Source organism: Streptomyces sp. NRRL S-337, from assembly GCF_000720175.1.
In the GTDB taxonomy this organism is placed as follows: Bacteria; Actinomycetota; Actinomycetes; order Streptomycetales; family Streptomycetaceae; genus Streptomyces; species Streptomyces siderophoricus.
In genome coordinates, this window is the sequence record NZ_JOIX01000102.1 from 1 (window position 1) to 24778 (window position 24778).

Annotated in this window: 18 protein-coding genes; 9 read left to right on the top strand and 9 right to left on the bottom strand. The window is 72.5% G+C overall.

Annotated features, from left to right (window positions below):
- Positions 1-285: 285 nt before the first annotated feature.
- Positions 286-477 carry a hypothetical protein gene (locus IG62_RS0137410; RefSeq protein ID WP_030814415.1) on the top strand — a complete coding sequence of 64 codons (192 nt, stop codon included), beginning with the start codon at positions 286-288 and terminating at the stop codon, positions 475-477.
- 1 nt (position 478) lies between these two features.
- On the opposite strand, the gene IG62_RS0137415 is transcribed toward IG62_RS0137410, so the two are convergent.
- Positions 479-1264, bottom strand: coding sequence for a site-2 protease family protein (locus IG62_RS0137415; RefSeq protein ID WP_030814418.1), 786 nt, complete (start codon positions 1262-1264; stop codon positions 479-481).
- 149 nt (positions 1265-1413) lie between these two features.
- Between IG62_RS0137415 and IG62_RS0137420 the strand changes: the two genes are divergently transcribed.
- The gene (locus IG62_RS0137420) at positions 1414-4776 is read left to right on the top strand and encodes a BTAD domain-containing putative transcriptional regulator (protein WP_030814421.1); all 3363 of its coding nucleotides are present in this window, start codon (positions 1414-1416) and stop codon (positions 4774-4776) included.
- 54 nt (positions 4777-4830) lie between these two features.
- On the opposite strand, the gene IG62_RS0137425 is transcribed toward IG62_RS0137420, so the two are convergent.
- From IG62_RS0137425 to panB, 5 genes are all read right to left on the bottom strand, one after another.
- The gene (locus IG62_RS0137425; RefSeq protein ID WP_030814424.1) at positions 4831-5661 is read right to left on the bottom strand and encodes an ABC transporter permease; all 831 of its coding nucleotides are present in this window, start codon (positions 5659-5661) and stop codon (positions 4831-4833) included.
- Positions 5658-6689, bottom strand: a complete 1032-nt coding sequence (locus tag IG62_RS0137430; protein ID WP_030814427.1) for an ATP-binding cassette domain-containing protein — start codon at positions 6687-6689, stop codon at positions 5658-5660. The genes IG62_RS0137425 and IG62_RS0137430 overlap by 4 nt, the downstream gene beginning before the upstream one ends.
- A gap of 286 nt (positions 6690-6975) precedes the next feature.
- Positions 6976-7509, bottom strand: a complete 534-nt coding sequence (locus tag IG62_RS0137435; RefSeq protein WP_030814429.1) for a hypothetical protein — start codon at positions 7507-7509, stop codon at positions 6976-6978.
- A gap of 34 nt (positions 7510-7543) precedes the next feature.
- Positions 7544-8424 (bottom strand): IS5 family transposase gene (locus IG62_RS45730; protein ID WP_420711173.1). Its coding sequence is split into 2 segments (ribosomal slippage): positions 7544-8088 and positions 8088-8424, totalling 882 coding nucleotides; the frame shifts between segments, so codons are not numbered across the junction.
- A 53-nt stretch (positions 8425-8477) separates the two neighbouring features.
- Entirely contained in the window at positions 8478-9338 is an 861-nt protein-coding gene (gene panB, locus IG62_RS0137450) for a 3-methyl-2-oxobutanoate hydroxymethyltransferase (protein WP_030814438.1), read from the bottom strand.
- 218 nt (positions 9339-9556) lie between these two features.
- On the opposite strand from panB, the gene IG62_RS0137455 reads away from it, so the two are divergent.
- The 4 genes from IG62_RS0137455 (at position 9557) to IG62_RS0137470 (ending at position 14507) form a co-directional block, all read left to right on the top strand.
- On the top strand, positions 9557-11185 hold the full coding sequence (locus tag IG62_RS0137455) for an MFS transporter (RefSeq protein ID WP_030814441.1): 1629 nt from the start codon (positions 9557-9559) through the stop codon (positions 11183-11185).
- A complete protein-coding gene (locus IG62_RS0137460; RefSeq protein ID WP_030814444.1) occupies positions 11182-11844 on the top strand; it encodes a TetR/AcrR family transcriptional regulator in 663 nt (220 codons plus the stop codon). Before IG62_RS0137455 ends, IG62_RS0137460 begins: the two co-directional genes overlap by 4 nt.
- 255 nt (positions 11845-12099) lie before the next feature.
- On the top strand, positions 12100-13104 hold the full coding sequence (locus tag IG62_RS0137465) for an endonuclease/exonuclease/phosphatase family protein (RefSeq protein ID WP_063755428.1): 1005 nt from the start codon (positions 12100-12102) through the stop codon (positions 13102-13104).
- Positions 13105-13280: 176 nt separating this feature from the next.
- Positions 13281-14507: an MFS transporter gene (locus tag IG62_RS0137470; protein ID WP_030814450.1), complete on the top strand. Its 1227-nt coding sequence runs from the start codon at positions 13281-13283 to the stop codon at positions 14505-14507.
- A 54-nt stretch (positions 14508-14561) separates the two neighbouring features.
- Here IG62_RS0137470 and IG62_RS0137475 read toward each other — a convergent pair whose 3' ends face one another.
- From IG62_RS0137475 to IG62_RS47535, 3 genes are all read right to left on the bottom strand, one after another.
- Positions 14562-16316 (bottom strand): NAD+ synthase, encoded by a 1755-nt coding sequence (locus tag IG62_RS0137475; protein WP_030814453.1) that lies wholly within the window; start codon positions 16314-16316, stop codon positions 14562-14564.
- Positions 16317-16436: 120 nt separating this feature from the next.
- The gene (locus IG62_RS0137480; protein WP_078872484.1) at positions 16437-18458 is read right to left on the bottom strand and encodes a multicopper oxidase domain-containing protein; all 2022 of its coding nucleotides are present in this window, start codon (positions 18456-18458) and stop codon (positions 16437-16439) included.
- A 103-nt stretch (positions 18459-18561) separates the two neighbouring features.
- Positions 18562-18717 (bottom strand): hypothetical protein, encoded by a 156-nt coding sequence (locus IG62_RS47535; RefSeq protein ID WP_158795174.1) that lies wholly within the window; start codon positions 18715-18717, stop codon positions 18562-18564.
- Positions 18718-18956: 239 nt separating this feature from the next.
- On the opposite strand from IG62_RS47535, the gene IG62_RS0137485 reads away from it, so the two are divergent.
- The 3 genes from IG62_RS0137485 to IG62_RS0137495 all read left to right on the top strand — a co-directional run bounded on the left by IG62_RS0137485 (position 18957) and on the right by IG62_RS0137495 (position 24632).
- Entirely contained in the window at positions 18957-19844 is an 888-nt protein-coding gene (locus IG62_RS0137485; RefSeq protein WP_030814459.1) for an alpha/beta fold hydrolase, read from the top strand.
- Between the two features lie 330 nt (positions 19845-20174).
- Entirely contained in the window at positions 20175-21536 is a 1362-nt protein-coding gene (gene glnA / locus IG62_RS0137490; RefSeq protein WP_030416878.1) for a type I glutamate--ammonia ligase, read from the top strand.
- A 27-nt stretch (positions 21537-21563) separates the two neighbouring features.
- Entirely contained in the window at positions 21564-24632 is a 3069-nt protein-coding gene (locus IG62_RS0137495) for a bifunctional [glutamine synthetase] adenylyltransferase/[glutamine synthetase]-adenylyl-L-tyrosine phosphorylase (RefSeq protein ID WP_030814463.1), read from the top strand.
- The last annotated feature ends 146 nt before the right edge of the window (positions 24633-24778 follow it).

A 24778-nucleotide genomic window follows, 5' to 3' on the forward strand; every position in this document is an offset into this window, starting at 1 on the left:
GGCCGGTGTTTGGGACGTAAAGCGACAGCAGTCCCAAACACCGGCCCCGCAGGCCCGTCACCGCACCCGACACCCACCCAGCCCGCCGCAGGCGCAACGACGAACAACACCCGCGGCGGGACAGACAGCTACGTGCGGGGCGCCGCAAAGCGCAACGGCGAGCAACCCCGACGGCGGGAGAGACGGGTACGTACGAGGCACCCCCAAGCGCGAGCCCCGCGGCGGGACAGATGGGTACGTGGGGGACACTAGAAGGAACCGTTACCCCCGACAGGAGCCGATCTCATGCCCCGCCTCGCTCTCATGGCCCTTGCCGTGTGTGTTCTTGCCGTTGCCGCTGCCGTCGTTTCCTTCGTGGAGGGCAGCTTCGTGGGGATCGTGTGGGTGTTGCTGGCCGGTATTTCCAGCAACATGGCGTGGTTCTACGTGCGCAAGGCGAAGATCGAGCGGGAGCAGCAGGCCGCGACCTCCGGCTGAGTCAGGGGAACTGCGGGCCCTGCCAGAAGCGGAAGAGTTCCTGGCCGAAGTAGGTGTCGGGGCGGGAGACGCCCAGGCCGTTCAGGACCGTGTCCACCAGGCCGAAGAAGGCCTGGTTGACCTCGGGGAGCCACAGCAGGGCGAAGACCGCGAGCAGGCCGAAGACCGCGTACGGCTCGATCTGGCGGCGCAGGGCCGGTGGCAGCCAGGGCTTGAGCACGCCGTAGCCGTCCAGGCCGGGGACCGGCAGGAAGTTCAGGATCGTCGCGGTTACCTGGAGCAGCGCGAGGAACGCCAGGGCGAAGCGGAACGCGGCGGGGACGCCGGTGAGTCCGTCCAGCCAGAACGGGGCCGTGCAGACCACCGCGAAGGCGGCGTTGGTCAGGGGGCCGGCCGCCGAGATCAGGCTGTGCCGCCAGCGGCCGCGGATGCGGGCGTCCTCGATGTAGACCGCGCCGCCCGGCAGGCCGATGCCGTTCACGATCAGGAAGATCAGCGGCAGGATGATGCTGAGCAGGACATGGGTGTATTTGAGGGGGTTCAGGGTGAGATAGCCCTTGGCCTCCACCGAGATGTCGCCGCTGTGCAGCGCGGTACGGGCGTGTGCGTACTCGTGCAGACAGAGCGAGGCCAGCCAGCCGGACGTGACGAACGCGAAGACCGCGACTCCGGTGTGCGTGCCGAGCGTTCCCTTCCATACGGCCCAGCCCGACACCGCGAGGACGGCGACGAGCGCGAGGAAGACCGGGCTGATGCGCCGGTCGGCGCGCCGGATGGCGGTGGTCATGGTGCGGGCTCCCGGGGACGGTCTCGGCAGGGGCAGCCCCGACCGTAACCGCGTCGGGGCGGACCGCGCACGGGTGCCGCCGCCACCGGTCGTCGCCCGGAACGGAAACTCGGTGCAAAGCGGCCGCCACCCTGAACGACAATGGGCCGGTGCGCTATGGAATTCTCGGCACCGCCCAGGCCGACCGACCCGACGGCACCCCCGTGGCCCTCGGCGGCGCCCGCCTGCGCGCGCTGCTCACTGCCCTCGCCCTGCGTCCGGGCCGGGCGCTGCCGTCCGAGGCGCTGATCGCCGACGTCTGGGGCATGGATCCGCCCGCCGACGCACCCGGTGCGCTGCAGGCGCTGGTCGGACGGCTGCGGCGGGCCCTCGGGCACGCCGCGATCGCCTCGGTCGACGGCGGCTACCGGCTGTGCGCCGAGCCCGACGCGGTCGATCTGCACCGCTTCGAGCGGCTCACCGCGGACGGCGGCCGGGCGCTCGCCGACGCCGATCCGGGCCGGGCCGCCGACCTGCTGGACGAGGCGCTGGCGCTGTGGCGCGGCCCGGCCCTCGCCGACCTGCCGGACGCGGGTACCGAGGCGGCCCGCGCGGACAGCCGCCGGCTGGACGCCCAGCGCACCCGCCTCGCCGCCGACCTCGCCCTCGGCCGGGCCGACCGGGCGCTGCCCGCCCTGCTCGCGCTGTGCCGGGAGCACCCCCTCGACGAGCCCCTCCAGGCCCTGCGGCTGCGGGCGCTGCGCGCCGCGGGACGTACCGCGGAGGCCCTGGCCGCCTACGAGGAGATACGCACCGGCCTCGCCGACCGCCTCGGCGCCGACCCGGGCCCGGAGCTGCGGGCCCTGCACGCGGAGCTGCTGCGGCTCGGCGCGGACGGGCCGGTCGCGGCCGTGGCGGAGGCCCCGGTGCCGCCGTCCCGGCCCGCCGGGCGCGGCCCCGGCAACCTCCGTGCCCGGCTCACCTCGTTCGTCGGCCGGGACGCCGATCTCGCGGCGATCCGGTCCGATCTGGCCGAACACCGGCTGGTGACCCTGCTGGGCCCGGGCGGGGCGGGCAAGACCCGGCTGTCGCAGGAGGGCGCGGAGAGCGCCGCCGCGGCCCGGCCGGGGGCCTGGCCGCACGGCGTGTGGCTGGCGGAGCTGGCGCCGGTGGACGATCCACAGACCGTGCCGGAGGCGGTACTGACCGCGCTGGGCGCCCGCGAGACCGTCGTCCGCGGCACCACCGCCGAGGGCCTGCGGGCCGCCGCCGACCCGACCGCCCTGGACCCGCTCGGCCGGCTCGCCGAGCACTGCGCGGGACTCCGGATGCTGCTGGTCCTGGACAACTGCGAGCATGTGATCGGTGCCGCCGCCGCGCTCGCCGAGCGGCTGCTGGCCGACTGCCCGGGCGTCACTGTCCTGGCCACCAGCCGCGAGCCGCTGGCCGTACCGGGCGAGGTGCTGCGGCCGGTCGAGCCGCTCCCGGACCCGGTCGCGCTGCGGCTGCTGGCCGACCGGGGCGCCGCCGCCCGCCCCGGCTTCCGGATCGACGACGATGTCGCCGCCTGCACCGAGATCTGCCGCCGGCTGGACGGTCTGCCACTCGCCATCGAACTCGCCGCCGCCCGGCTCCGGCTGCTCACCCCCCGCCAGCTGGCCGACCGGCTCGACGACCGCTTCCGGCTGCTGACCAGCGGCAGCCGGACCGTGCTGCCCCGCCAGCAGACCCTGCGCGCGGTCGTCGACTGGTCCTGGGACCTCACCGACGAGCCCGAACGGGCGGTGCTTCGGCGGCTGTCCGTCTTCGCCGGCGGCTGCGACCTGGCCGCCGCGGAGGAGGTGTGCGCGGGCGACGGCGTCGAGGAGTACGAGGTCGCCGGGCTGCTGGGGTCGCTGATCGACAAGTCGCTGGTGGTGGCCGCGCCGGCCGACCAGGGGCGCGGCGTCGGCCGCTCCGGGGAGGCTCTCCCCGCCAGCCAGATGCGCTACCGGCTGCTGGAGACGGTGGGGGAGTACGCCGCGGAGCGGCTGGACGAGGCGGGCGAGCGGGCCGGTGCCGAGCGCCGGCACCTCGTCGCCTACCGCGAACTGGCCCGCACCACCGACCCGTTGCTGCGCGGCCCCGGCCAGGGCGCGGCCATGGAGCGGCTGGAGCTGGAGCACGACAACCTGCGCACCGCGCTGCGCCGGGCGATCGCGGCCGGGGACGAACACGAGGCGCTGTGCCTGGTGCTGTCCCTGCAGTGGTTCTGGTCGCTGCGCGACCACCGCAGCGACGCCCGCCACTGGGCCACCGCGGCCGGCGAGCTCGGCCCCAACCCCTTTCTGACTCCCGTCGAACCGGCCCCCCCATTGCACCGGCGCCCCATCGACGCCCCGCCGCCGATGTCCCCCGAGCAGCTGGCCGAGGCCCGCCGCGAGGTCCGCCTGGTGGCGCTGACCAGCCGGGACAGCGACATCGAGGCGCTGCGCGACCCGGAGATGCAACGGGAGCTGGCCGGGATGCTCGCCGCCTACCACCCCAGGCTGCCGCAGACCTGCAAGGTGCCCGGTGTGATGTGGTACTTCGCGGTGCTGCTCACCGGGCGGTTCGACGAGCTGGCGGAGCTGATCGACGGCGCGGTGGCGGCCTGCCGCGGTTACGGCTACGAATGGGAGCTGGCCTACCTCCTGCAGATGCGCTCCAAGATCTTCAACGACCGGCCCGGCGGACTGGCCCAGGCGTCCCGCGACGCCGACGAGGCGCTGCGGATATTCCGCGCCGCCGGCGACGCCTGGGGCGCGGCCGAGGCGCTGTCCGGGCGCGGCGAGTCCCACGAGAAGCGGGGGGCGTACGAACTGGCGGCGCGCGACTACCGCGCGGCGATGGTGCACGCCGAGGAGCTGGGTGCGCACGCCCAGACCCTGCTGCTGCGCTGCCGGCTGGGTGCCGTGCTGATCGAGGCCGGCCAGGCGGAGCCCGGGGAGCGGATGCTGCGTGAGGTGCTGGCCGAGGCCGCGAAGGGCAGCAGCGGCCGGGACACCGAGCCGTTCGCCCGGCTGACCCTCGCCATGTGGCTGTCGGTGAGCGGGCGGCCGCAGGAGGCGCGGGCCGAACTCCACATGGTGCAGGAGCTGTTCGTGCCGCGCGCCCCGGATCTGTTCGCCGGCGTGGTGGAGTCCTCGCTGATCTCGCTGGACCTCCAGGAGGGCCGCACCGAGGGGGCGCTGCCGCGCTTCAGGAAGGCCCTTGCGCTGATGCAGGACGAGCTGACCCAGATGGTCGCCCCCGACCTGCCGGTGATCCAGCTCCTGACCGGCGCGCGGGTGCTGATGGCCGTAAGGGGCGAGGCGGCGGGCCGGGACGCGGCGCGGCTGATCGGGGCGTACGACGCGCTGCGGGCCATCGGTCATGTGCCGACCCTGGTCATCCGCGACGAGCGGGCGCGCACCGAGGAGGCGGCGCGGAAGCTGCTGAGCGACGACGCCTATGCGCGTGCCTACGCCGAAGGCGGTGGCCTCTCCCTGGAAGAGGCCACCGCCCTCATCTGACGCGAGCCGGGCGGAGGCTGTTGCCCCGCAGGGAAGGCCCCTGCGGGGCGTGCGTCAGGTCTTCTTGCGGAACTTCGCCACCGCGAGCGGCATGGCGACGGCCGTGATGGCCACCGTCCAGCCGAGGGTGATCAGCGCCGGGTGCGCCACCGCGCCCTCGCCGTTGAGCAGTGCACGGGCCGCGTCCGCCAGCGTGGAGAGCGGGTTGACCTTGGTGAAGCCCTCCAGCCAGCCGGGCATCGAGGTCGGCGGGGCGAAGATCGACGAGCCGAACTGCAGCGGCATCAGCACGAGCATCGCCATGCCCTGCACCGCTTGAGGGGTCTTCACCGAGAGCCCCAACAGGATGAAGATCCACATCAGTGCCGCCCCGAAGGCCGTGGACAGCGCGACCGCGGCGAGGAACTCCAGAGCACTGCCGCGGATTTCGAAGCCGAGCAGGAAGCCCATGCCGAGCAGGATCGCGATGGCGACCAGCATCCGGCCGATCTCCACGACGATCTTGGCTATCAGGACCGAGGAACGGGCGATGGGCATCGTCCGAAAGCGGTCCATCACGCCCTTGCGGAAGTCCTCGTTGACGCCGGAGCCGACCGCCATGGCGATGTTCATGCCCATCATCGCCATCATGCCGGGCACCAGCCGCTGGATGTAGTCGGCCTGATGGTCCTTGCCGGCTATCGCGCCGCCGAAGACGTAGGTGAACAGCAGGATGAAGATGACCGGCATCAGCAGGACGTCGAACATCGACTCCGGGTCCTGCTTGATCTGCAGGGCGTTGCGCCGCACCAGGGCACCGATGTGCCGCAGGTTGCCGCGCAGCCCGATCCGGCCCTCGTTCGCGCCGGGCTTGGTGAGCGGCGCCGTCATCGTCGCGGCAGTCATGCCGATACCTCCGCGTACTGCTGGTCTTCCGTCAGGTCGTGCGACTCCGGTGCGCCGGAGGTCTTCTGGCCCGTGATGGCCAGGAACACCTCGTCCAGGCTGGGCAGATGGGTCGATATCCCGGCGAGCGCGAAGCCGCGGCCGCCGAGCACCGCGACCACCGCGGTCAGCTGCTCGTCGCTGACGATCGGTACGTTGACCACACCCCCGTCGTGGTCAGCCGTCGCGCCCGCGATGCCGTCCAGCCCCGCCTGGGCGATCGCGCCGACCATCCGGTCGAGCTCACCGGGGTCGGCCGGCCGGATCTGCAGGGTCCGCCCGCCGACCTTGGCTTTGAGCTCGTCGACCCGGCCCTCGGCGATCACCCGGCCGCGGTCGATGACCGTCAGCTCGTCCGCCAACTGCTCGGCCTCTTCCATGTATTGCGTGGTCAGCAGGACCGTGGCGCCCTCGCGGACCATCCGCTGGACCTCCTCCCACACCTCGTTGCGGGTGCGGGGGTCCAGGCCGGTGGTCGGCTCGTCCAGATAGAGCACGGCCGGACGGCCGATCATCGAGGCGGCGAGGTCCAGCCGGCGGCGCATACCGCCGGAGTACTTGGCGGCGGGCCGCTTGGCGGCCTCGGTCAGCGAGAACCGCTCCAGCATCTCGTCCGCACGGGCGCGGGCGTCCTTGCGGGAGAGGTCGAGCAACCGCCCGATCATGTAGAGGTTCTCCCAGCCGGAGAGCTTCTCGTCGACCGAGGCGTACTGCCCGGTCAGGCCGATCGTGCGGCGCAGCGCGCGGGGCTGGCGCACCACGTCGTAGCCCGCCACCACGGCACGGCCGGCGTCCGGCACAAGGAGGGTGGACAGGCAGCGCACGAGCGTGGTCTTGCCGGCCCCGTTGGGGCCGAGCACGCCGAGTACGGTGCCTTCCTTCACGTCCAGGTCCACTCCGTCGACGGCCTTGACGTCGCCGAAGTGCTTGACCAGACCGCGCACCTCCACGGCGTTGCCGCCCTTGGTGGTCATCGTCTGTCGCGTCATACCGTCAACGGTGCCAGGGGCCACCGACAACGCACCGACATTCGGCCTACAGGGGTGCCTCCCACGTACTTGGCTGTCCCGCCGCGGGTCGTCTCGCCGTTGCGCTTTGCGGCGCCCCGCACGTGGCTGTCTGTCCCACCACAAACCCAGCCCGCCGCAGGCGCAACGGCGAACAACAACCGCGGCGGGACGGCCAGCAACGTACGCGGCGCCGCAAAGCGCAACGGCGAGAAACCCCCGCGGCGGGAAAGCCAACTACGTGGGCGACTAGGGCCTGTCCGGCGGATCAGGGTCGGACCAGGCGGCGGTGGGGCGGGGATGAGCCGTCGGCGGGGATGGAGCCGCGCGCTGCCAGGACCTCGCCTGTGTCGGCGAACTCCCAGCGGGTCGCATGCTTCCTGTCCTCGCACGGCCATTCGACACGGACGATAGGGCGGCTCAACAGGCTCTCGAACCAGTCGGCGCACCGTTCCGCGAGCTCCTCGACCGTGCCGGAGGCCCGGAAGAAGCCATGCTCCGGCGACTCGTGAAGGTTGAAGAACTGGTCGCAGGCCTTCCCAGCCACCACGTGTGTGCCGTAAAAGTGCACGGCCCACTGGGCAAGCACTAGTCGGCGCGCCTCATCGAGAAGGCTGATATAGACGAGGAACGACGACTCGTCTTCGGGTCGTCCGACCTGGCTGGGAGCCCACGGCACCCGCCAATCAGCGGTCCGGGCTCGCAAGGCTGCCAGGAAGGTGAGTTCGGCCTCGCCGAAGTCCCAGGGCTCCTCGCCGTACTCCTCCGGGATCTCGACCTCGAACCAGCTATTGACGTCCACGGGGTGACTCTAGAACCACCATGTCTCTCGCGGATCACAAGCGGAGCCATAGGCGGATTGCCGCGGTGGTGACGGTGCCGTGGACGACGTAAGCCCGCTTGTCGTAGCGGGTGGCGACGGCTCGGGAGTTCTTGAGCCGATTGATGGTGCGCTCGACCTCGTTGCGGCGTTTGTAGATCTCGCTGTCGAAGCCGATGGGCCGGCCGCCCTTGCTGCCGCGCCGTTTGCGGTTGGCCCGCTGGTCCTTCGGTTCGGGGATGGTGTGCTTGATCTGGCGTCTTCGCAGGTAGCAGCGGTTGCGGCGTGAGCTGTATGCCTTGTCGCCGCCGAGGTAGTCCGGCCGCGTGCGAGGCCGTCCGCCCTTCGGGCGGGGAACGCGGATACGTTCGAGGACCTCGATCATCTGTGGTGCGTCGCCCCACTGGCCGGGCGTGATCAGGAACGCAAGAGGGCGGCAGCCGCCTTCACCTGCGAGGTGGATCTTGCAGGTCAGACCGCCCCGGGACCGTCCGAGTCCTTCGTCGGGGCGGTGGTGCCGGGGCGTTGTTCTTTTTTCGGGACGCGTGGCTTCTTCTATCGGGCCCCGGCCGCGTGCTGATGGGCACGGGAGGACGTCGAGTCGACGCCAACCATGCTCCAGTCGATCCGGCACGCGAGGTCGGCGTCGGCCTGGAGGGCACGCAGGATCCGGTCCCACGTGCCCTCCGCTGACCAGCGCCGATGTCGTTCATAGATGGTCTTCCAGCTACCGAAACGCTCGGGAAGGTCTCGCCACGGTATGCCCGTTCGGACCCGGAACAGGATCCCGTTGATCACCTTGTGGTGGTCGTTCCACCGACCGCCACGCTGTCCCGACGCCGGCAGGTGCGGCTCCAGTCGGACCCAATTGGCATTCGTCAGATCACCCCGCCCCATGCCGGGAACAACGAGCCGACATTTCGACGGTCACATGATCCGCCGGACAGGCCCTAGTGGAACGTGTGCTGCGGAGCAGGGAACGTGCCCCCCACGACCTCCTCGGCGAAGGCCTTGGCCGCGCCGCCGAGCAGTTCGCGCATTTCGAGGTACTTCTTGACGAACTTCGGTACCCGGCCGGAGGTCATTCCGGCCATGTCGGTCCACACCAGGACCTGCGCGTCGCACTCCAGGCCCGCGCCGATGCCGACGGTCGGGATGTGCAGCGAGCGGGTGACCTCGGCGGCCAGTTCGGCGGGGACCGCCTCCAGGACCACCGCGAACGCCCCCGCGTCCTGCACCGACTTGGCGTCCCGCAGCAGCTGCTGGGCGGCCTCCTCGCCGCGGCCCTGGACCGGGTAGCCGCCGAAGGCGTGTACCGACTGCGGGGTCAGCCCGACGTGTGCCATCACCGGGATGCCGGAGGAGACCAGCAGTTCCACCTGCTCCGCGGAGCGCTCACCGCCCTCCAGCTTGACCGCGCCGACCCCGGCCTCCTTCACCAGCCGGGTGGCGTTGCGCAGGGCCTGGACCGGCCCTTCCTGGTACGAGCCGAACGGCAGGTCCGCGACGACGAGGGACCGCTTGGTCCCCCGGACGACCGCTGCGGACAGGATCGTGATCTCGTCCATCGTGACCGGCACGGTGGACTCGTAACCGAGGTGACAGTTGCCCATCGAGTCGCCTACGAGCAGGACCGGGATCCCGGCCTCGTCGAAGACGGAGGCGGTCATCGCGTCGTAGGCAGTGAGCATCGGCCACTTCTCGCCGCGCTCCTTGGCGGCGGCGATGTCACGCACGGTGATCCGGCGCGAGCTCGTACCGCCGTACAGGGACTTGGGCACCGGCTTCTGGGCAGGCGAAGGCTGCGTCATGGTGACGGCTCCTGTTCGTCATCTCGAGGCACCCTGACGGTGTCCCCGGACTCCCCACCATGCTGGCACGACCGCGCGGCAAAGGAAAAGGGAGGGCGCAGCGGAAGCCGGAACGCCACAACCGCGGGAGAGTGGGACGTACGGTCGCCCGGCCGGGAAAACCGGGCGCGGTTCATCAATACGGAACGGACTCGTATCGAAAAGCGTAGGGTGTCGGCATGGCCACCTCCTCGACCCCACCGACCGCACCGGCCGGCCCGCCCGCCCGGCAGGTCCCCGACCGGGTGCACCGGCGCCGCTGGGCGATCCTGTCCGCCCTCATGCTCAGCCTGCTGATCGTGGTGCTGGACAACTCCATCCTCAACGTCGCCATGAAGACGATCGCCACGCCGGCCCCGCACGGCCTGGGCGCCACCCAGAGCGAACTGGAATGGGCGATCAACTCCTACACGCTGGTCTTCGCCGGGCTGCTCTTCACCGCCGGTCTGCTCGGCGACCGGATCGGCCGCAAGAAGACGCTGCTCTTCGGCCTGGCGGTGTTCGGCACCGGCTCGGTGCTCGCCGCGTTCGCCGGCTCGCCGACCCAGCTGATCGCCTTCCGCGCCCTCATGGGCCTGGGCGGTGCCTTCGTCATGCCGGCCACCCTCGCCGTCCTGATGAACGTCTTCGAGCGCGACGAGCAGCCCAAGGCGATCGGCATCTGGGCCGGCGGGGTGGGCCTGGCCATCGCGATTGGCCCGATCGCCGGCGGGCTGCTGCTGAACCAGTTCTGGTGGGGCTCGGTGTTCCTGGTCAACGTGCCCATCGTGCTGATCGCGCTGACCGCCATGCTGATCCTGGTGCCCGACTCCAGGGATCCCAGCCCCGGCCGGCTGGACCCGGTCGGCGTGCTGCTCTCCGTCGTCGGGCTGGTCCTGCTGGTCTACGGGATCATCAAGGGCGGCCAGCTCGCCGACTTCACCGAACCGCAGGTGATCGGCACGGTCGTGGCCGGCCTGGTGGTGCTCACCGGGTTCGTCGTGCACCAGAAGCGCAGCGACCACCCCTCGATCGACATCAACTACTTCCGCAAGCCCGCGTTCTCCGCCGCGATCGCCGCCATCGCCCTGGTCTTCTTCTCCCTGATGGGCGTCACGTTCTTCATCGTCTTCTACGTGCAGAGCGTGCGCGGCTACACCCCGCTCCAGGCCGGCCTGCTGCTCCTGCCGCTGGCCGCCGCCCAGATGATCTTCGCGCCGCGGGCCCGGCTGGCCGTGGACCGCTACGGCGCCCGCGCGGTGTGCACCTTCAGCATGTTCGTGGTGGCCGACACCATGCTGGGCCTGCTGCTGCTGGACACCGACACCCCGATCTGGGTCATGGAGGCGCTGTTCTTCCTCCAGGGCGCCGGCATGGCGCACATCATGCCGCCGGTCACCGTCTCGATCATGCAGTCGCTGCCCCGCGAGAAGGCCGGTTCCGGTTCGGCGCTCAACAACGTGTTCCGGCAGGTCGGCGGCACTCTCGGCGTGGCCGTCCTGGGTTCGCTGCTGTCCACGAGCTACCGGGACCGCATCCAGGGTGTCCTCGACGCCGTGCCCGGACTGTCGGCCGGCGCCCGGCACGCGGCCGGTGAGTCGATCGAGGCCACCCTCGGTCTCGCGGACCGGATGGGCGCTCCGGGCCGGCCGCTGGTCGTCGCCGCGAACGACGCCTTCGTCCACGCCATGCACGTCACCGCCCTCGGGTCGGCCACCGTGTCGGCCGTCGGCGCCCTGGTCGTGCTGGCCTTCCTGCCGGGCAAGAAGGGACCGGCGCCGCAGTCCGCGGAGCCGCAGGGCGAACGGAAGGCGGGCGCAGCGCGATGAGCCGGGCGGCACGGGATCCCGAGGCGGCGGTGGCCGGGGCGGGGCCGGAGCCGGTGGCACCGGAGCGCCGCGGCCGGCCGCGCAGCGCCGCGGCCGACTCCGCGATCATCGAGGCGGTGCTCCGCCTGATCGAGAACGGGGCGTCCATGGGCGAGCTGTCCATGGAAGGGATCGCCCGCGAGGCCGGCGTCGGCAAGGCCACGGTCTACCGCCGCTGGTCCGGCAAGGACGCCCTGATGCTGGACGTCATGCGGTCCCTGGACGCCCCGCTCCCGCCCCTCGACGGCGACTCGGTCCGCGACGACCTGGTGTCCCTGCTGGAATTCCTCCGCCGCCGCGGCCTGGCCAAACGGGACTCCGCGCTGCTGCGCACCGTCGTCAGCCACGTCCAGGCGCACCCGGAGCTGTGGGAGGAGTACCACCGCTCGGTCGTCCGGGCCCGCAACGAGGCGCTGCTCGCCGTACTCCGTCGGGGGATGGCCAACGGCGAGATCCGCACCGACCGCCCCGTGGACACCCTCGCCGACCTCTTCGTCGGCCCGATGCTGGCCCGGGCCTTCCTCCACCAGTGGAAGGACCTCCCCGAGGGGCTGGCCGAGGACATCGTCGACACGGTCCTCGACGGCGTGCGGCCCCGCCCCCGGGCCGCGGCGGGCTGAGCGCCCGCCGGGCCCGCCCGGGCCCGCGCACCCGGCGTCATATGACCGGACCATGCCCGTTCTGTCACAGCCGTTGTCACGGACGCCCTGACCGGAACCCCACCCGGCAACACCGCCGTCCTCACCTCCGAAGAGCGCGCGGCACGGCCCGGCGCGAATCTAAGAAACCGCGTTACGGCCATCACCTAGGGTCGGTGATCACGGGTGACAGCACCGGAGCAAGGCAGTGAGGACGGCGGAATGGCGCAGGCATACATGACGGAGCCGGAGCAGGGGCGGGGTCCCGAAGGGGCCGGTTCCCGGGCCGGACGCCTGCGGAACTGGTGGCGTCCCGACGGGATGTGGCGGCGCGGCATCGTGCTGGCGGTGCTGGCGGTGGTGCTCGGGCTGCTGATGATCCTGCACGCCCGGGTCCCCAACGACGTCGGAAACCTGGGCAGCCTGCTGGAGACCTTCCTGCCGTGGCTCGGCCTGGGCATCCCGCTGCTGCTGCTCGCCGCGGTCCTGCGCCGCTCCGCGACCGCCCTGATCGCGCTGGTCCTGCCGGCCTTCGTCTGGGTCAACCTGTTCGCCGGGCAGCTCACGGACAAGGCCGGCACCGGCGGCAACGTCACCGTCGTCACCCACAACGTCAACGCCGACAACCCCGACCCGGCGGCCACCGCCCGGGACATCGTGCACTCCGGCGCGGACGTCGTCGCCCTGGAGGAGCTGACCGGCGACGCCCTGCCCACGTACCGCAAGGGGCTGGCGAAGGCGTACCCGTACCACACCGTGCAGGGCACGGTCGGTCTGTGGAGCAAGCTGCCGCTGAGCGACGCCAGGCCGGTGGACATCAAGATGGGCTGGACCCGCGCGCTGCGTGCCACCGTCACCGCCACCGACGGCCAGCAGTTCGGCGTCTACGTGGCCCACCTGCCGTCGGTCCGGGTCAAGGTCGAGGCCGGCTTCACCGCCAACCAGCGCGACGGCAGCGCCGAGGCGCTGGGCGAGGCGATCGCCGCCGACCCGGTCAAGAAGGTCATGCTGCTCGGCGACCTCAACGGCACCATGAACGACCGCTCGCTGGCCCCGGTCACCTCGCAGATGCGCTCCGCCCAGGGCGCCGCCGGCGACGGCTTCGGCTTCAGCTGGCCGGCCGGCTTCCCGATGGCCCGGATCGACCAGATCATGATGAAGGGCATGGACCCGGTCAGGGCGTGGGTGATGCCCTCGACCGGCAGTGACCACCTCCCGGTCGCCGCCTCGGTCAAGGTGTGACGGGCGGACGCGGCCCCGTAACGTCCCGTTCCCCCGCTGGAATACTGCGCCTGGGAGACTTTGTTCCGTAAGGGAACTTAAGAGAACGTGGGAGTCCCGTGCGTCCTGCCGGCCCGGCAGGACGCACGACCACGTCTCTGCCCGCACGTACGGAACGCGTCCCCGAAAGGTTTTCCATGCCCTTGGCTCTGCTCGCGCTCGCGATCTCGGCCTTTGGTATCGGCACCACGGAATTCGTGATGATGGGCCTGCTGCCCGATGTCGCGGACGACCTGGGCACCTCGGTGCCCACCGCCGGCTACCTCGTCTCCGCCTACGCCCTCGGCGTCGGCATCGGCGCCCCGCTGCTGACCGCCCTCGGGTCCCGCATCCCCCGCAAGCGGATGCTCGTCTGGCTCATGGCGGTCTTCACGGTCGGCAACCTGGCCTCCGCCCTGGCCCCGAACTTCGGGTGGCTGATCGCCGGCCGGCTGCTGGCCGGCCTCCCGCACGGCGCCTTCTTCGGCGTCGGTGCGGTGGTCGCCGCCCGGCTGGTCCGCGAAGGCCGCCAGGCCCGCGCGGTCGCCACCATGTTCCTCGGCCTGACCATCGCCAACATCGTCGGCGTGCCCGCCGCCACCCTCCTCGGCCAGCGGCTCGGCTGGCGCGCCACCTTCCTCATCGTGGCCGCGATCGGACTGATCGCCATGGCCTCGCTGGCCCGGCTGATCCCGCCGCTGCCCGCGGAGGAACGCACCGGCCTGGCCCGCGAACTGCGCGCGCTCGGCGACCGCCAGGTGCTCCTCGGCCTGCTGACCACGGTCTTCGGCTTCGCCGGCATCTTCGCCGTCTACAGCTACCTGGCGTCGATGATGACCCGGGTCACCGGCCTCGCCGAGAGCTCGGTCCCCCTCGTGCTCGCCCTCTTCGGCATCGGCATGACCCTCGGCGCGCTCGCCGCCGGCCCGCTCACCGACCGCGCGCTGCGCCCCACCCTCTACGGCTCCCTGGCGGGGCTGGCCCTGGTCCTTATGGCCCTGCACTTCGCCGCCCCGGTGGCGTGGGCCGCCATGGTCACCGTCGTCCTCGTAGGCGCGATCGGCTTCCTGACCACCACGCCCCTGCAGATGCTGGTCATGAACAAGGCCCACCAGGCCCCCACCCTGGCCGCCGCCTCCAACCAGTCCGCCTTCAACCTCGCCAACGCGGGCGGCGCCTGGATCGGCGGGCTGGCCCTCTCGGCCGGCTGGGGCTGGACCTCCCCGGCGCTGGTCGGCGCCGTGCTGGCCGCCCTCGGCCTGGCCGTCGCGGTGACCGCCGGCCTGCTGGACCGGGCCCCGCACGACCCCTCGCGCATCGTGGCCCGCAGCGACGACGCCCCGGCCCCGGCCGAAGCGGGCGCCCGGACCGGCGGCGGGTCGTAACCGGCCGGCACCCCGCGACCGGCCGGCCGCCCCGGGGCAGACGCCCCAGGGCCCTCAGGGGCCCTCGCGCCAGTGGTTGGTGATCGGCAGCCGGCGGTCCTTGCCGAAGCCCTTCGCGGAAATCTTGGGGCCCGGCGGGTACTGCCGGCGCTTGTACTCGGCGTGGTCGACCATCCGCAGGACCCGGGTGACCAGCGCGGCGTCGTAGCCCTGGGCGACGATGTCGGCGTGGCCGCGGTCCCGGTCGACGTAGAGCTCCAGGATCCCGTCCAGCACGTCGTAGTCGGGCAGCGAGTCGGTGTCGACCTGGCCGGGGCGGAGCTCCGCGCTCGGCGGCTTGGTGAGGGTGTGCTCCGGGATCGGCGGGGTCCGGCCGCGGTCCGCGGCGGCCTGGTTGCGCCAGCGGGCCAGCTCGTAGACCACGGACTTGTAGACGTCCTTGATGGGGCCGTAGCCGCCCACCGAGTCCCCGTAGAGCGTCGAATAGCCGCAGGCCAGCTCGGACTTGTTGCCGGGGGCGAGGACCAGGTGGCCCTCCTGGTTGGAGATCCCCATCAGGGTCGTACCGCGCAGCCGGGACTGGAGGTTCTCCTCCGCGAGACCGGTCAGACCGAGCGAGTCCATGTAGGCGTCGAACATCGGCCCGATCGGGACCGTACGGAACGCCAGGCCGGTCCGGCGGGCGAGTTCGGCCGCGTCGCTGAGCGAGTGCTCGGAGGAGTAGCGCGACGGCATCGCCACCGCGTGCACCTGCGCGGCGCCCAGCGCGTCACAGGCGATCGTGGCGACGAGGGCCGAGTCGATGCCCCCGGAGAGACCGACCACGACGCTTCGGAAGCCGTTCTTGGCGACGTACGCGCGCAGGCCGACGACCAGCGCGGTGTAGATCTCCTCCAGGTCGACGAGGCGTTCGGCCTCCCCGCCGGGGCTCTCCGGCGGATACGCCGGCAACGGGTCGGCGGAGAGCACGAGGTGGTCCACGCGCAGTCCGTCGTCCAGGACACCGGCCGGCGGTTCCGGCGCCGCCGCGGGCAGGTCCAGGTCGACCAGCACACAGCCCTCCGCGAACTGCGGCGCCCGCGCGATCACCCCGCCGTCCTTGTCCACCACGATCGAGTCGCCGTCGAAGACCAGCTCGTCCTGAGCGCCGATCATGGCGAGGTAGGCCGTGGCGCAGCCGGCCTCCTGCGCCCGCTTGCCGACCAGCTCCAGACGGGTGTCGTCCTTGTCCCGCTCGTACGGGGAGGCGTTGATGGACAGCAGCAGCCCGGCCCCGGCACTGCGGGTCGCCGGCACCCGGCCGCCGTCCTGCCACAGGTCCTCGCAGATGGCCAGCGCGATGTCGATGCCGTGCAGCCGGACGACGGGCAGGGTGTCGCCGGGCACGAAGTAGCGGAACTCGTCGAAGACGCCGTAGTTGGGCAGGTGGTGCTTGGCGAAGGAGAGCGCGACCGTGCCGCGGTGCAGCACCGCGGCGGCGTTCTGCGGCGCGCCGGCCGGGCGTCCGTAGCGCGGCCGGTCCTGCTCGCAGCGGTCGAGATAGCCGACGACGACGGGGAGTTCGCCCAGGCCCTCGTCGGCCAGCCGGGCGGCCAGCGCCCGCAGCGCGGCCCGGCTCGCCTCGACGAACGACGGGCGCAGCGCGAGGTCCTCGACGGGATAGCCGGTGAGCGCCATCTCGGGGAACGCCACGAGATGGGCGCCCTGGTCGGCGGAGTGCCGGGTCCAGCGCACGATCGTCTCGGCGTTCTGCGCGAGGTCCCCGACGCAGGAATCGATCTGATTGAGGGCGAGGCGGAGTTGAGGCACCCCGCCAGTGTAATCGTCTTTCTGACGCAATGGGGGAGAGTGCGATGCGGGGGAGAGGCGGAGGGCCGGGTCCGGGCCCGGGCCGGCGTCCGGGGAGGGCGCCGGCCGCCCGTCCGTCCCCTACGAGCGGTAGCCCAGGATCGTCATCATCCCCGACTCCGAGTGGTAGATGTTGTGGCAGTGGACCATCCACAGGCCCGGATTGTCGGCGTCGAAATCGACCGCCAACCGCCGTCCCGGCAGCATGATCGTGGTGTCCTTCCGGGGCCCGCCGTGCGGCAGCGTGAAGTGGTGCCCGTGCAGATGCATCGGATGCCACATCCGGGTGTGGTTGCGGAAGACGATCCGCACCCGCTCACCGGACCGCACGGGATAGCGCTGGTACGGGGAGTACGGCCGGCCGTTGATCGCCCAGTTGTACCGGGCCATGTTGCCGGTGAGGGTCATGTCGATGACGCGGTCGGGGCGGCGCGACGAGAGCCGTGCGGAGGCGGCCGCCTTGAGGCGGTCCGCGGTCATCAGCCTGCCGCGCAGCTCCCCGGGCCGGTCGGACGGGCCGGGCGCGGCGCCATGCCCGGTCCGCAGCACCGCCAGCGCGGAACGGTTCCGCTTGCCCTCGGCGAGCGCGGTCAGCGGGAAGACGCCGTCCTCGGCGGTGACCAGGACGTCGTAGCGCTCGCCCACCCCGAGCAGCAGCGCGTCCGTCTTGGCGTGCCGTACGGGGTAGCCGTCGGTGTGGGTCACGGTCATCCGGTGGCCGCCGAGCGCGACCCGGTAGGACGTGTCCCCGGCCGCGTTGATGAACCGGATCCGGATCCGGTCGCCGGGCCGGGCGCGGAAGGTGTGCGGATGCCGGGCGGTACGGCCGTTGATGAGGTGGAACGGGTGGTCCACCGAGCCCGGGTCGCCCCAGAGCCGCCGGTGCCCGCCGAACAGCCGCCGCGCCGAGCCGTGCTCGTGCCCATGCCCGCGGCCGCGCCCGCCGCCGTGCCCGTGGTCGCCCTTGCCGTGCCCGTGCCCGTCGTGGCCGTGCCGGGTGGCGGTCCCGCCGCCGCCCTTCCCGTCGTCACCCATGTCCATGCCCATGTGGCCCATGCCCCCGCCGTGCCGGCCCGCGCGCTTCAGGAAGGCGGCCAGTACGGCGTCCGGGGTGCGGCCGTCGATCCCGTCGATCCAGTCGTCGATCAGGACGACCCATTCCCGGTCGTACGAGAGCGGCTCCCTGGGGTCCTCGACGATCAGCGGCGCGTACAGCCCGCGGTCCAACTGCACGCCGACGTGCGGATGCAGCCAGTGCGTACCGGGCTGGTTGACCTTGAAGTGGTAGTCGTAGGAGCCGCCGGGCCGGATGGCCCGCTGGGTGAGGTCCGGGACGCCGTCCATGTCGTTGCGCACGTGCAGCCCGTGCCAGTGGACGGTGGTGGACTGCGGCAGGTGGTTGTGGAGGGTCAGCGCGATCCGCTCGCCCGCGGTGACCCGGATCTCCTTGCCCGGCAGTTCGTCGCCGTACGCCCAGGTCCTGACGGTCCGGCCGCCGCCCAGGTCGAGCCGGGTCGCGGCGGCGGTCAGGGTGAAGTGCCGGACGGGTCCCGTGCCGCGCTCGCGCTCGCACTTGGCCACCTCGGGGCCGTCCGGGGTGACATAGCCCCGCGGGGGCCTCCCGCCGGAACCACCACCGCCGTGGGAGCCGTGCGTGCCAGGGGAATCGTGGGTGTCATGCGTGCCGTGGGAGCCGTGCGCGTCATGGTCCTTGTGGGTGCTATGAGGTGCCGGGCTGCCGGCCGCGCCGTGCAAGCCGTGGGAGCCGTGCGCGCTCGGGGACGTGTGGGGGCGGCGGGAGGGGTGGGAGCCGTACAGACCGGCCTTGAGGTCCGGGCCGGAGCCCGTGTCCGGCGTGCCGCAGGCGGCCAGCAGCCCGCTGCCGGCGACCGCGGCCCCCGCGCCGAGCAGGGCGCGTCGCGAGGGCGTCCGCGGGCCGGCGGGCCGAGCGTCGTCCGGCGCATCGGACCGGTCTTCCGGCCGTCCGTTTGACGGGCCTTTTGACGGGCCTTCCCAGAGGCCGCCCGACGGGCGTTCCGACGGGCGTTCCGACGGGTCACCGGACGGGTCATCGTGCAGGGCAGGGCGCTGCGAATCGCGCATGGAAGAGAGCACCTCGAAACGGTGTCGGTGTGAGCAAGGTCGGCTGCGGGTCGGCTGACGGGGTTCCGCCGCGGACTCCCGGGGACGTCGGCGGCGGGGCGCGCTACCGGGCGCGCGGCACCGACGAGGGGGCGAGGAATATGGGGCGCGGCGGCGCGGATATCGGCCACCGGCCGGGCAGCAGACCCGCGCGTACCGTCCCCGTGCACCACGGCAGCCGGCCGCACCACGCGGCGGCGGCCGTGCCCTGTGCACGCATCGCGGACCTCCCGACGAGGACGGCGGACACCGGAGGGGGCCGCCGGTTCGCACCCTACCCCCGAGGGGTATGACCCTCCACCGGAGCGCCGCCGAACGGGGCGTCGCCCGCCTATCCTTGGCCTTCCCGCCCCACCGGCGGCCCCTGGGCACGTCCGGCGCGGCCGGGAACCCCGTACGGCCGGCCGGGTCCGCCCGAGCGCCTGGATGTCCGTGACCGGTACAGGAGATCCCCCACCGATGAGCAGCCACCGCCTCCCCACCCCCGGCCGGTTCGTGCGCGTCGACGGGGTCCCGCTGCACGTCGTGACGGAGGGCTCCGGCCCGCTCTGCGTGCTCAGCGGCGGCCTCGGCATGGCGTGGTTCGACTGGGACGCGGTCGCCGCGCTGCTCGCCCCCCACCGCACCGTCGTCCGCTTCGACCGCCCCGGCCTCGGGCTCAGCGCCCAGGCGCCCGCGCCGCCCACCCTGGCCGCCGAGGCGGACCGGATCGCCCGGCTCCTCGACGCGCTCGGCCACCGCGGCCCGGCCACCGTCGTCGGCCACTCCCTCGCCGGGTTCCACGTCGAGGCGTTCGCCCGGCTGCACCCGGAGCGCTGCGCCGGAGTCGTCCTCGTCGACGGCAGCATCGAGGAGAACCCGCGACCCCTGCTGCCGCGGGCGGTGCGGACGGCCTGGGCGGGCGGGGTGGCCGGGGCGCTGTCCGCGGCCGGTCTGCCGCGCGTCCTGGGCCCGGCCGCCCGCCGCCTGGTGGGCCGCGCCTCGACGGTCGGCAGCCATCCGCCGCACCCCTGGGAGCGGGCCGGCTACCGCACCAGCCGGGTCGCCCGGGCCTGCGTCCTGGAGAACGCCACCTACCCCTACCAGGCCGCCGAACTCGCCGCGCTGCGCCGGGACCGCCCGATGCCGTCCGTCCCGGTGACGGTCCTGGCGGCCTACGACGGCAGCGAGACCGCCGGCCGGCTGCGCTGGCTGGAGCGGCAGCGGGCACTGGCCGCGGAGCTCGGCGGGCGGTTCGCCCTCGCCGCGCCCGCGGGCCACCTGGTGATGGCCGACGTCCCGGAATCCGTGGTCCACGCGGTCCTGGACCTCACCGGCACCGGCCGGGACGCCGCCCCGCTCGCGTAGCCCCGTACGGCACCCGCCGCCCCCGCCCGGTCACCACCCGGCAACCGTCGGCGACCGGCGCGGAACGCCCCGCTCAACAGCTGGTCAACGGCCCCTCAGGGCGGCTTCAAGAGTGGACCAAGCGGGCCGATTGCCGCCGCCGGCTGCGCTGAGCTTGCTCGCTGCGGGAAAGGATGCGGGAAGGAAGCGGAGCGGGGGTTACGGGTCGACGGTTCTGGTTCAGGCCAAGGGTGCGTAATGTGACGGTAACCCCCTCACGTGATACTGGTTGCCACGCGCGTCGTTCGACGTACGTGGACAGGCCGATTGACCTGCAAGGATTGGTGACCCATGGACAAGCAGCAGGAGTTTGTGCTCCGGACGCTGGAAGAGCGCGACATCCGCTTCGTCCGGCTGTGGTTCACCGATGTGCTCGGATTCCTGAAGTCGGTGGCCGTCGCGCCCGCCGAGCTGGAGCAGGCCTTTGACGAGGGCATCGGTTTCGACGGCTCGGCCATCGAAGGATTCGCCCGGGTGTACGAATCCGACATGATCGCCAAGCCCGACCCCGGCACCTTCCAGATCCTGCCCTGGCGCGCCGAGGCCCCCGGCACCGCCCGGATGTTCTGCGACATCCTCATGCCGGACGGCTCGCCCTCGTACGCCGACCCCCGGTACGTCCTCAAGCGGATCCTGGCGAAGACCTCCGACCTCGGCTTCACCTTCTACACCCACCCCGAGATCGAGTTCTTCCTGCTCAAGGACAAGCCCGTCGATGGCTCCCGGCCGATCCCCGGCGACTCCTCCGGCTACTTCGACCACACCCCGCAGAACGTCGGCATGGACTTCCGCCGCCAGGCGATCACCATGCTGGAGTCGATGGGCATCTCGGTGGAGTTCAGCCACCACGAGGGCGCCCCCGGCCAGCAGGAGATCGACCTGCGGTACGCCGACGCGCTCTCCACCGCCGACAACATCATGACCTTCCGGCTGGTCATGAAGCAGGTCGCGCTGGAGCAGGGCGTCCAGGCGACGTTCATGCCCAAGCCGTTCTCCGAGTACCCCGGCTCCGGCATGCACACCCACCTCTCCCTCTTCGAGGGCGACCGCAACGCCTTCCACGAGTCCGGCTCGGAGTACCAACTCTCCAAGGTGGGACGCTCGTTCATCGCCGGCCTGCTCAAGCACGCCGGCGAGATCTCCGCCGTCACCAACCAGTGGGTGAACTCCTACAAGCGCATCTGGGGCGGCGCCAACCGCACCGCGGGCGCCGGCGGCGAAGCACCCTCGTACATCTGCTGGGGCCACAACAACCGCTCCGCCCTGATCCGCGTCCCGATGTACAAGCCCGGCAAGATGGGCTCCACCCGGGTCGAGGTCCGCTCGATCGACTCCGGCGCCAACCCCTACCTCACCTACGCCGTCCTGCTCGCCGCCGGCCTCAAGGGCATCGAGGAGGGCTACGAGCTGCCCGCCGGCGCCGACGACGACGTCTGGGCGCTGACCGACTCCGAGCGCCGGGCGATGGGCATCGAGCCGCTGCCGCAGAACCTCGGCGAGGCCATCGAGCTCATGGAACGCAGCGAACTCGTCGCCGAAACCCTCGGTGAGCACGTCTTCGACTTCTTCCTCCGCAACAAGAAGCAGGAGTGGGAGGAGTACCGCTCCGAGGTCACCGCCTTCGAGCTGCGCAAGATGCTGCCCGTGCTCTGAGCCACCGCGCCACCGAGAGGCTGGACCATGGCACTACCCGCTCCGCAGGGACGGCGCAGCAGCACGTTCGGCCGGCTGCTGAGACACGGCTTCACCGACCCCTCGGCGGCCGGGGAACTGCTCGACGCCCCCGAACTCGCAGCCGTCCGCGACGACTCGGTCCTCCTGGAGGCATTCGGCGGCACCGCCGACCCCGACCTGGCCCTGCGGGGCCTGGTCCGGCTGGTGGAGGCGCTGCCGGAGGACGAGCAGCAGGCGCTGCTGAGCACCCTCGTCGCCGCGAAACCGCTGCGCGACCGGCTGCTCGGCGTCCTGGGCGCCTCCGAGGCGCTCGCCGACCACCTCGCCCGCCACCCCCGCGACTGGCGGTCGCTGGTCACCTACGAGTCGGTCGATCTGCACCCGACCACCCCCGAGTTCGAGCAGGCGCTCGCCGAGGGCATCTGGGGCGAGCAGGGCGAGGGCCGGCCCCGCGCCGACGCGCTGCGCGCCGCCTACCGCCGGGCCCTCCTCGGCATCGCGGCCCGCGACGTGTGCGGCACGACGGACGTCGCCGAGGCCGCGGCGGAACTCGCCGACCTGGCCACCGCCACCGTCCGCGCCGCCCTGCAGATCTCCTACGAAGAGGCGCCCGGCGACGCCGCGGTGTGCCGGCTGGCCGTCATCGGCATGGGCAAATGCGGTGGCCGGGAACTGAACTACGTCTCCGACGTCGACGTCATCTTCGTCGCCGAGGCCAAGGACGGCGTCGACGAGGCCAAGGCACTGCAGGCCGCGACCCGGATCGCCGCCCGCATGATGCAGCTGTGCTCGGACAACACCGTCGAGGGCACGATCTGGCCGGTCGACGCCAACCTGCGCCCCGAAGGCCGCAACGGGCCCCTGGTGCGCACCCTCAGCAGCCACCTCGCCTACTACCAGCGCTGGGCCAAGACCTGGGAGTTCCAGGCACTGCTCAAGGCCCGCCCGATGGCCGGCGACCTCGGCCTGGGCCAGGAGTACGTCGACGCGCTCGCCCCGATGGTGTGGGAGGTGGCCGAACGGGACAACTTCGTCTCCGACGTCCGCCAGATGCGCCGCAGGGTCGTCGAGAACATCCCCGCGGCGCAGATCGAACGCGAACTCAAACTCGGCCCCGGCGGTCTGCGCGACGTCGAATTCGCCGTCCAGCTCCTCCAGTTGGTGCACGGCCGCAGCGACGCCACCCTGCGCAGCGCCACCACCCTGGACGCCCTGGCCGCCCTCGCGGCCGGCGGCTACGTGGGACGTCAGGACGCCGCCGCCCTGGACGCCGCCTACCGCTTCCTGCGCACCCTCGAACACCGCATCCAGCTGTTCCGCCTCCGCCGCACCCACCTGATGCCCGAGGACGAGGCCGAACTGCGCCGCCTGGCACGCTCGTTGGGACTGCGGACCGAGCCGGTCGACACCCTCCGCAGGGAGTGGAGATGGCACGCCAGGGAGGTGCGCCGACTGCATGAGAAGCTCTTCTACCGCCCCCTGCTCGATGCCGTCGCCCACCTCGAACCCGGCGAGGCCCGGCTCTCGGCCAAGGCCGCCGGTCACCGCCTCGAAGCGCTCGGCTACGCCGACCCGGTGGCCGCACTGCGCCACCTGGAGGCGCTGGCGTCCGGCGTAACCCGTAAGGCCGCCATCCAGCGGACCTTGCTCCCGGTGCTGCTCGCCTGGTTCGCGGACTCCGCCGACCCGGACGCCGGGCTGCTCAACTTCCGCAAGGTCTCCGACGCGCTCGGCAAGACCCCCTGGTACCTCCGGCTGCTGCGCGACGAGGGCGCGGCCGCCGAGAACCTCGCCCGGGTGCTCTCCGCCGGCCGCCTCGCCCCCGACCTGCTCCTCCGCGCCCCCGAGGCGGTGGCCCTCCTCGGCGCCCCGGACGGCCTCCAGCCCCGCAGCCGCGCCGCCCTGGAACAGGAGGTGCTGGCCGCGGTCGGCCGCGCGGACGGCGCGGAGGCGGCCGTCGCGGCGGCCCGCGGGGTCCGCCGCCGGGAGATGTTCCGCACCGCCGCGTCCGACGTCATCGGCGCGTACGGCACGGAGTTCAGCCCCGCCGACACCGACCACGGCCACTCCGTGGACACGGTCGGCGCCGCGCTCTCCGACCTCAACGCCGCCACTCTCGCCGGTGCGCTGCGCGCCGCGGTCCGCGCGCAGTGGGGCGACACTCTGCCCACCCGCTTCGCGGTGATCGGCATGGGCCGCTTCGGCGGCCACGAGCTGAGCTACGGCTCGGACGCCGACGTCCTCTTCGTCCACGAACCCCGCGAGGGAGCCGACGAACAGGAGGCCGCCAAGGCCGCCCACGCGGTCGCCAACGAAATGCGCCGGCTGCTCCAACTCCCGTCCTCCGACCCGCCGTTGCTGATCGACGCGGACCTCCGCCCGGAGGGCCGGACCGGCCCGCTGGTGCGCACCCTCGCCTCGTACGCGGCCTACTACCGGCGCTGGTCACTGGTCTGGGAGGCACAGGCCCTGCTGCGCGCCGAACCGGTCGCCGGCGACCCCGACCTCGGGCAGCGCTTCATCGAGCTGATCGACCCGCTGCGCTACCCGGCCGAGGGCCTGGGCGACGAGGCGGTGCGCGAGATCCGCAAGCTCAAGGCCCGGATGGAGTCCGAACGGCTGCCCCGCGGCGCGGACCCCACCACCCATGCCAAGCTGGGCCGCGGCGGCCTGAGCGACGTCGAGTGGACGGTCCAGCTGCTCCAGATGCAGCACGGCTGGGAGATCCCCGGCCTGCGCACCACCCGCACCCGCGAGGCCCTGTCCGCCGCGCACGCGGCCGGGCTGATCGCCACGGAGGACGCCCAGATACTGGACGAGGCGTGGGTCCTGGCGGCCCGGGTCCGCAACGCGGTGATGCTCGTACGCGGCCGCCCCGGCGACACGTTCCCGGTCGACGGCCGGGAACTGGCCGCGGTCGGCCGCTACCTCGGCTACGAGGACGGCCTCAGCCGCCGCCCCACCGAAAACGGCCGCGGCAACGAGGTCTCCGGCCGCAGCGGCGAAATGATCGACGACTACCGCCGCATCACACGCCGGGCACGTAGCGTCGTGGAGCGGCTCTTCTATTCCTGACCACGTACCTGTCTGCTGCGCCGCGGGGCGCTGCGCTTGGCTGGCCTCCCACGTACCTGGCTTTCCCGCCGTCGGGGTTGCTCGTCGTTGCGCTTTGCGGCGCCGCGTACGTAGCTGTCTGCGGCGTCGCGGGTCGTCTCGCCGTT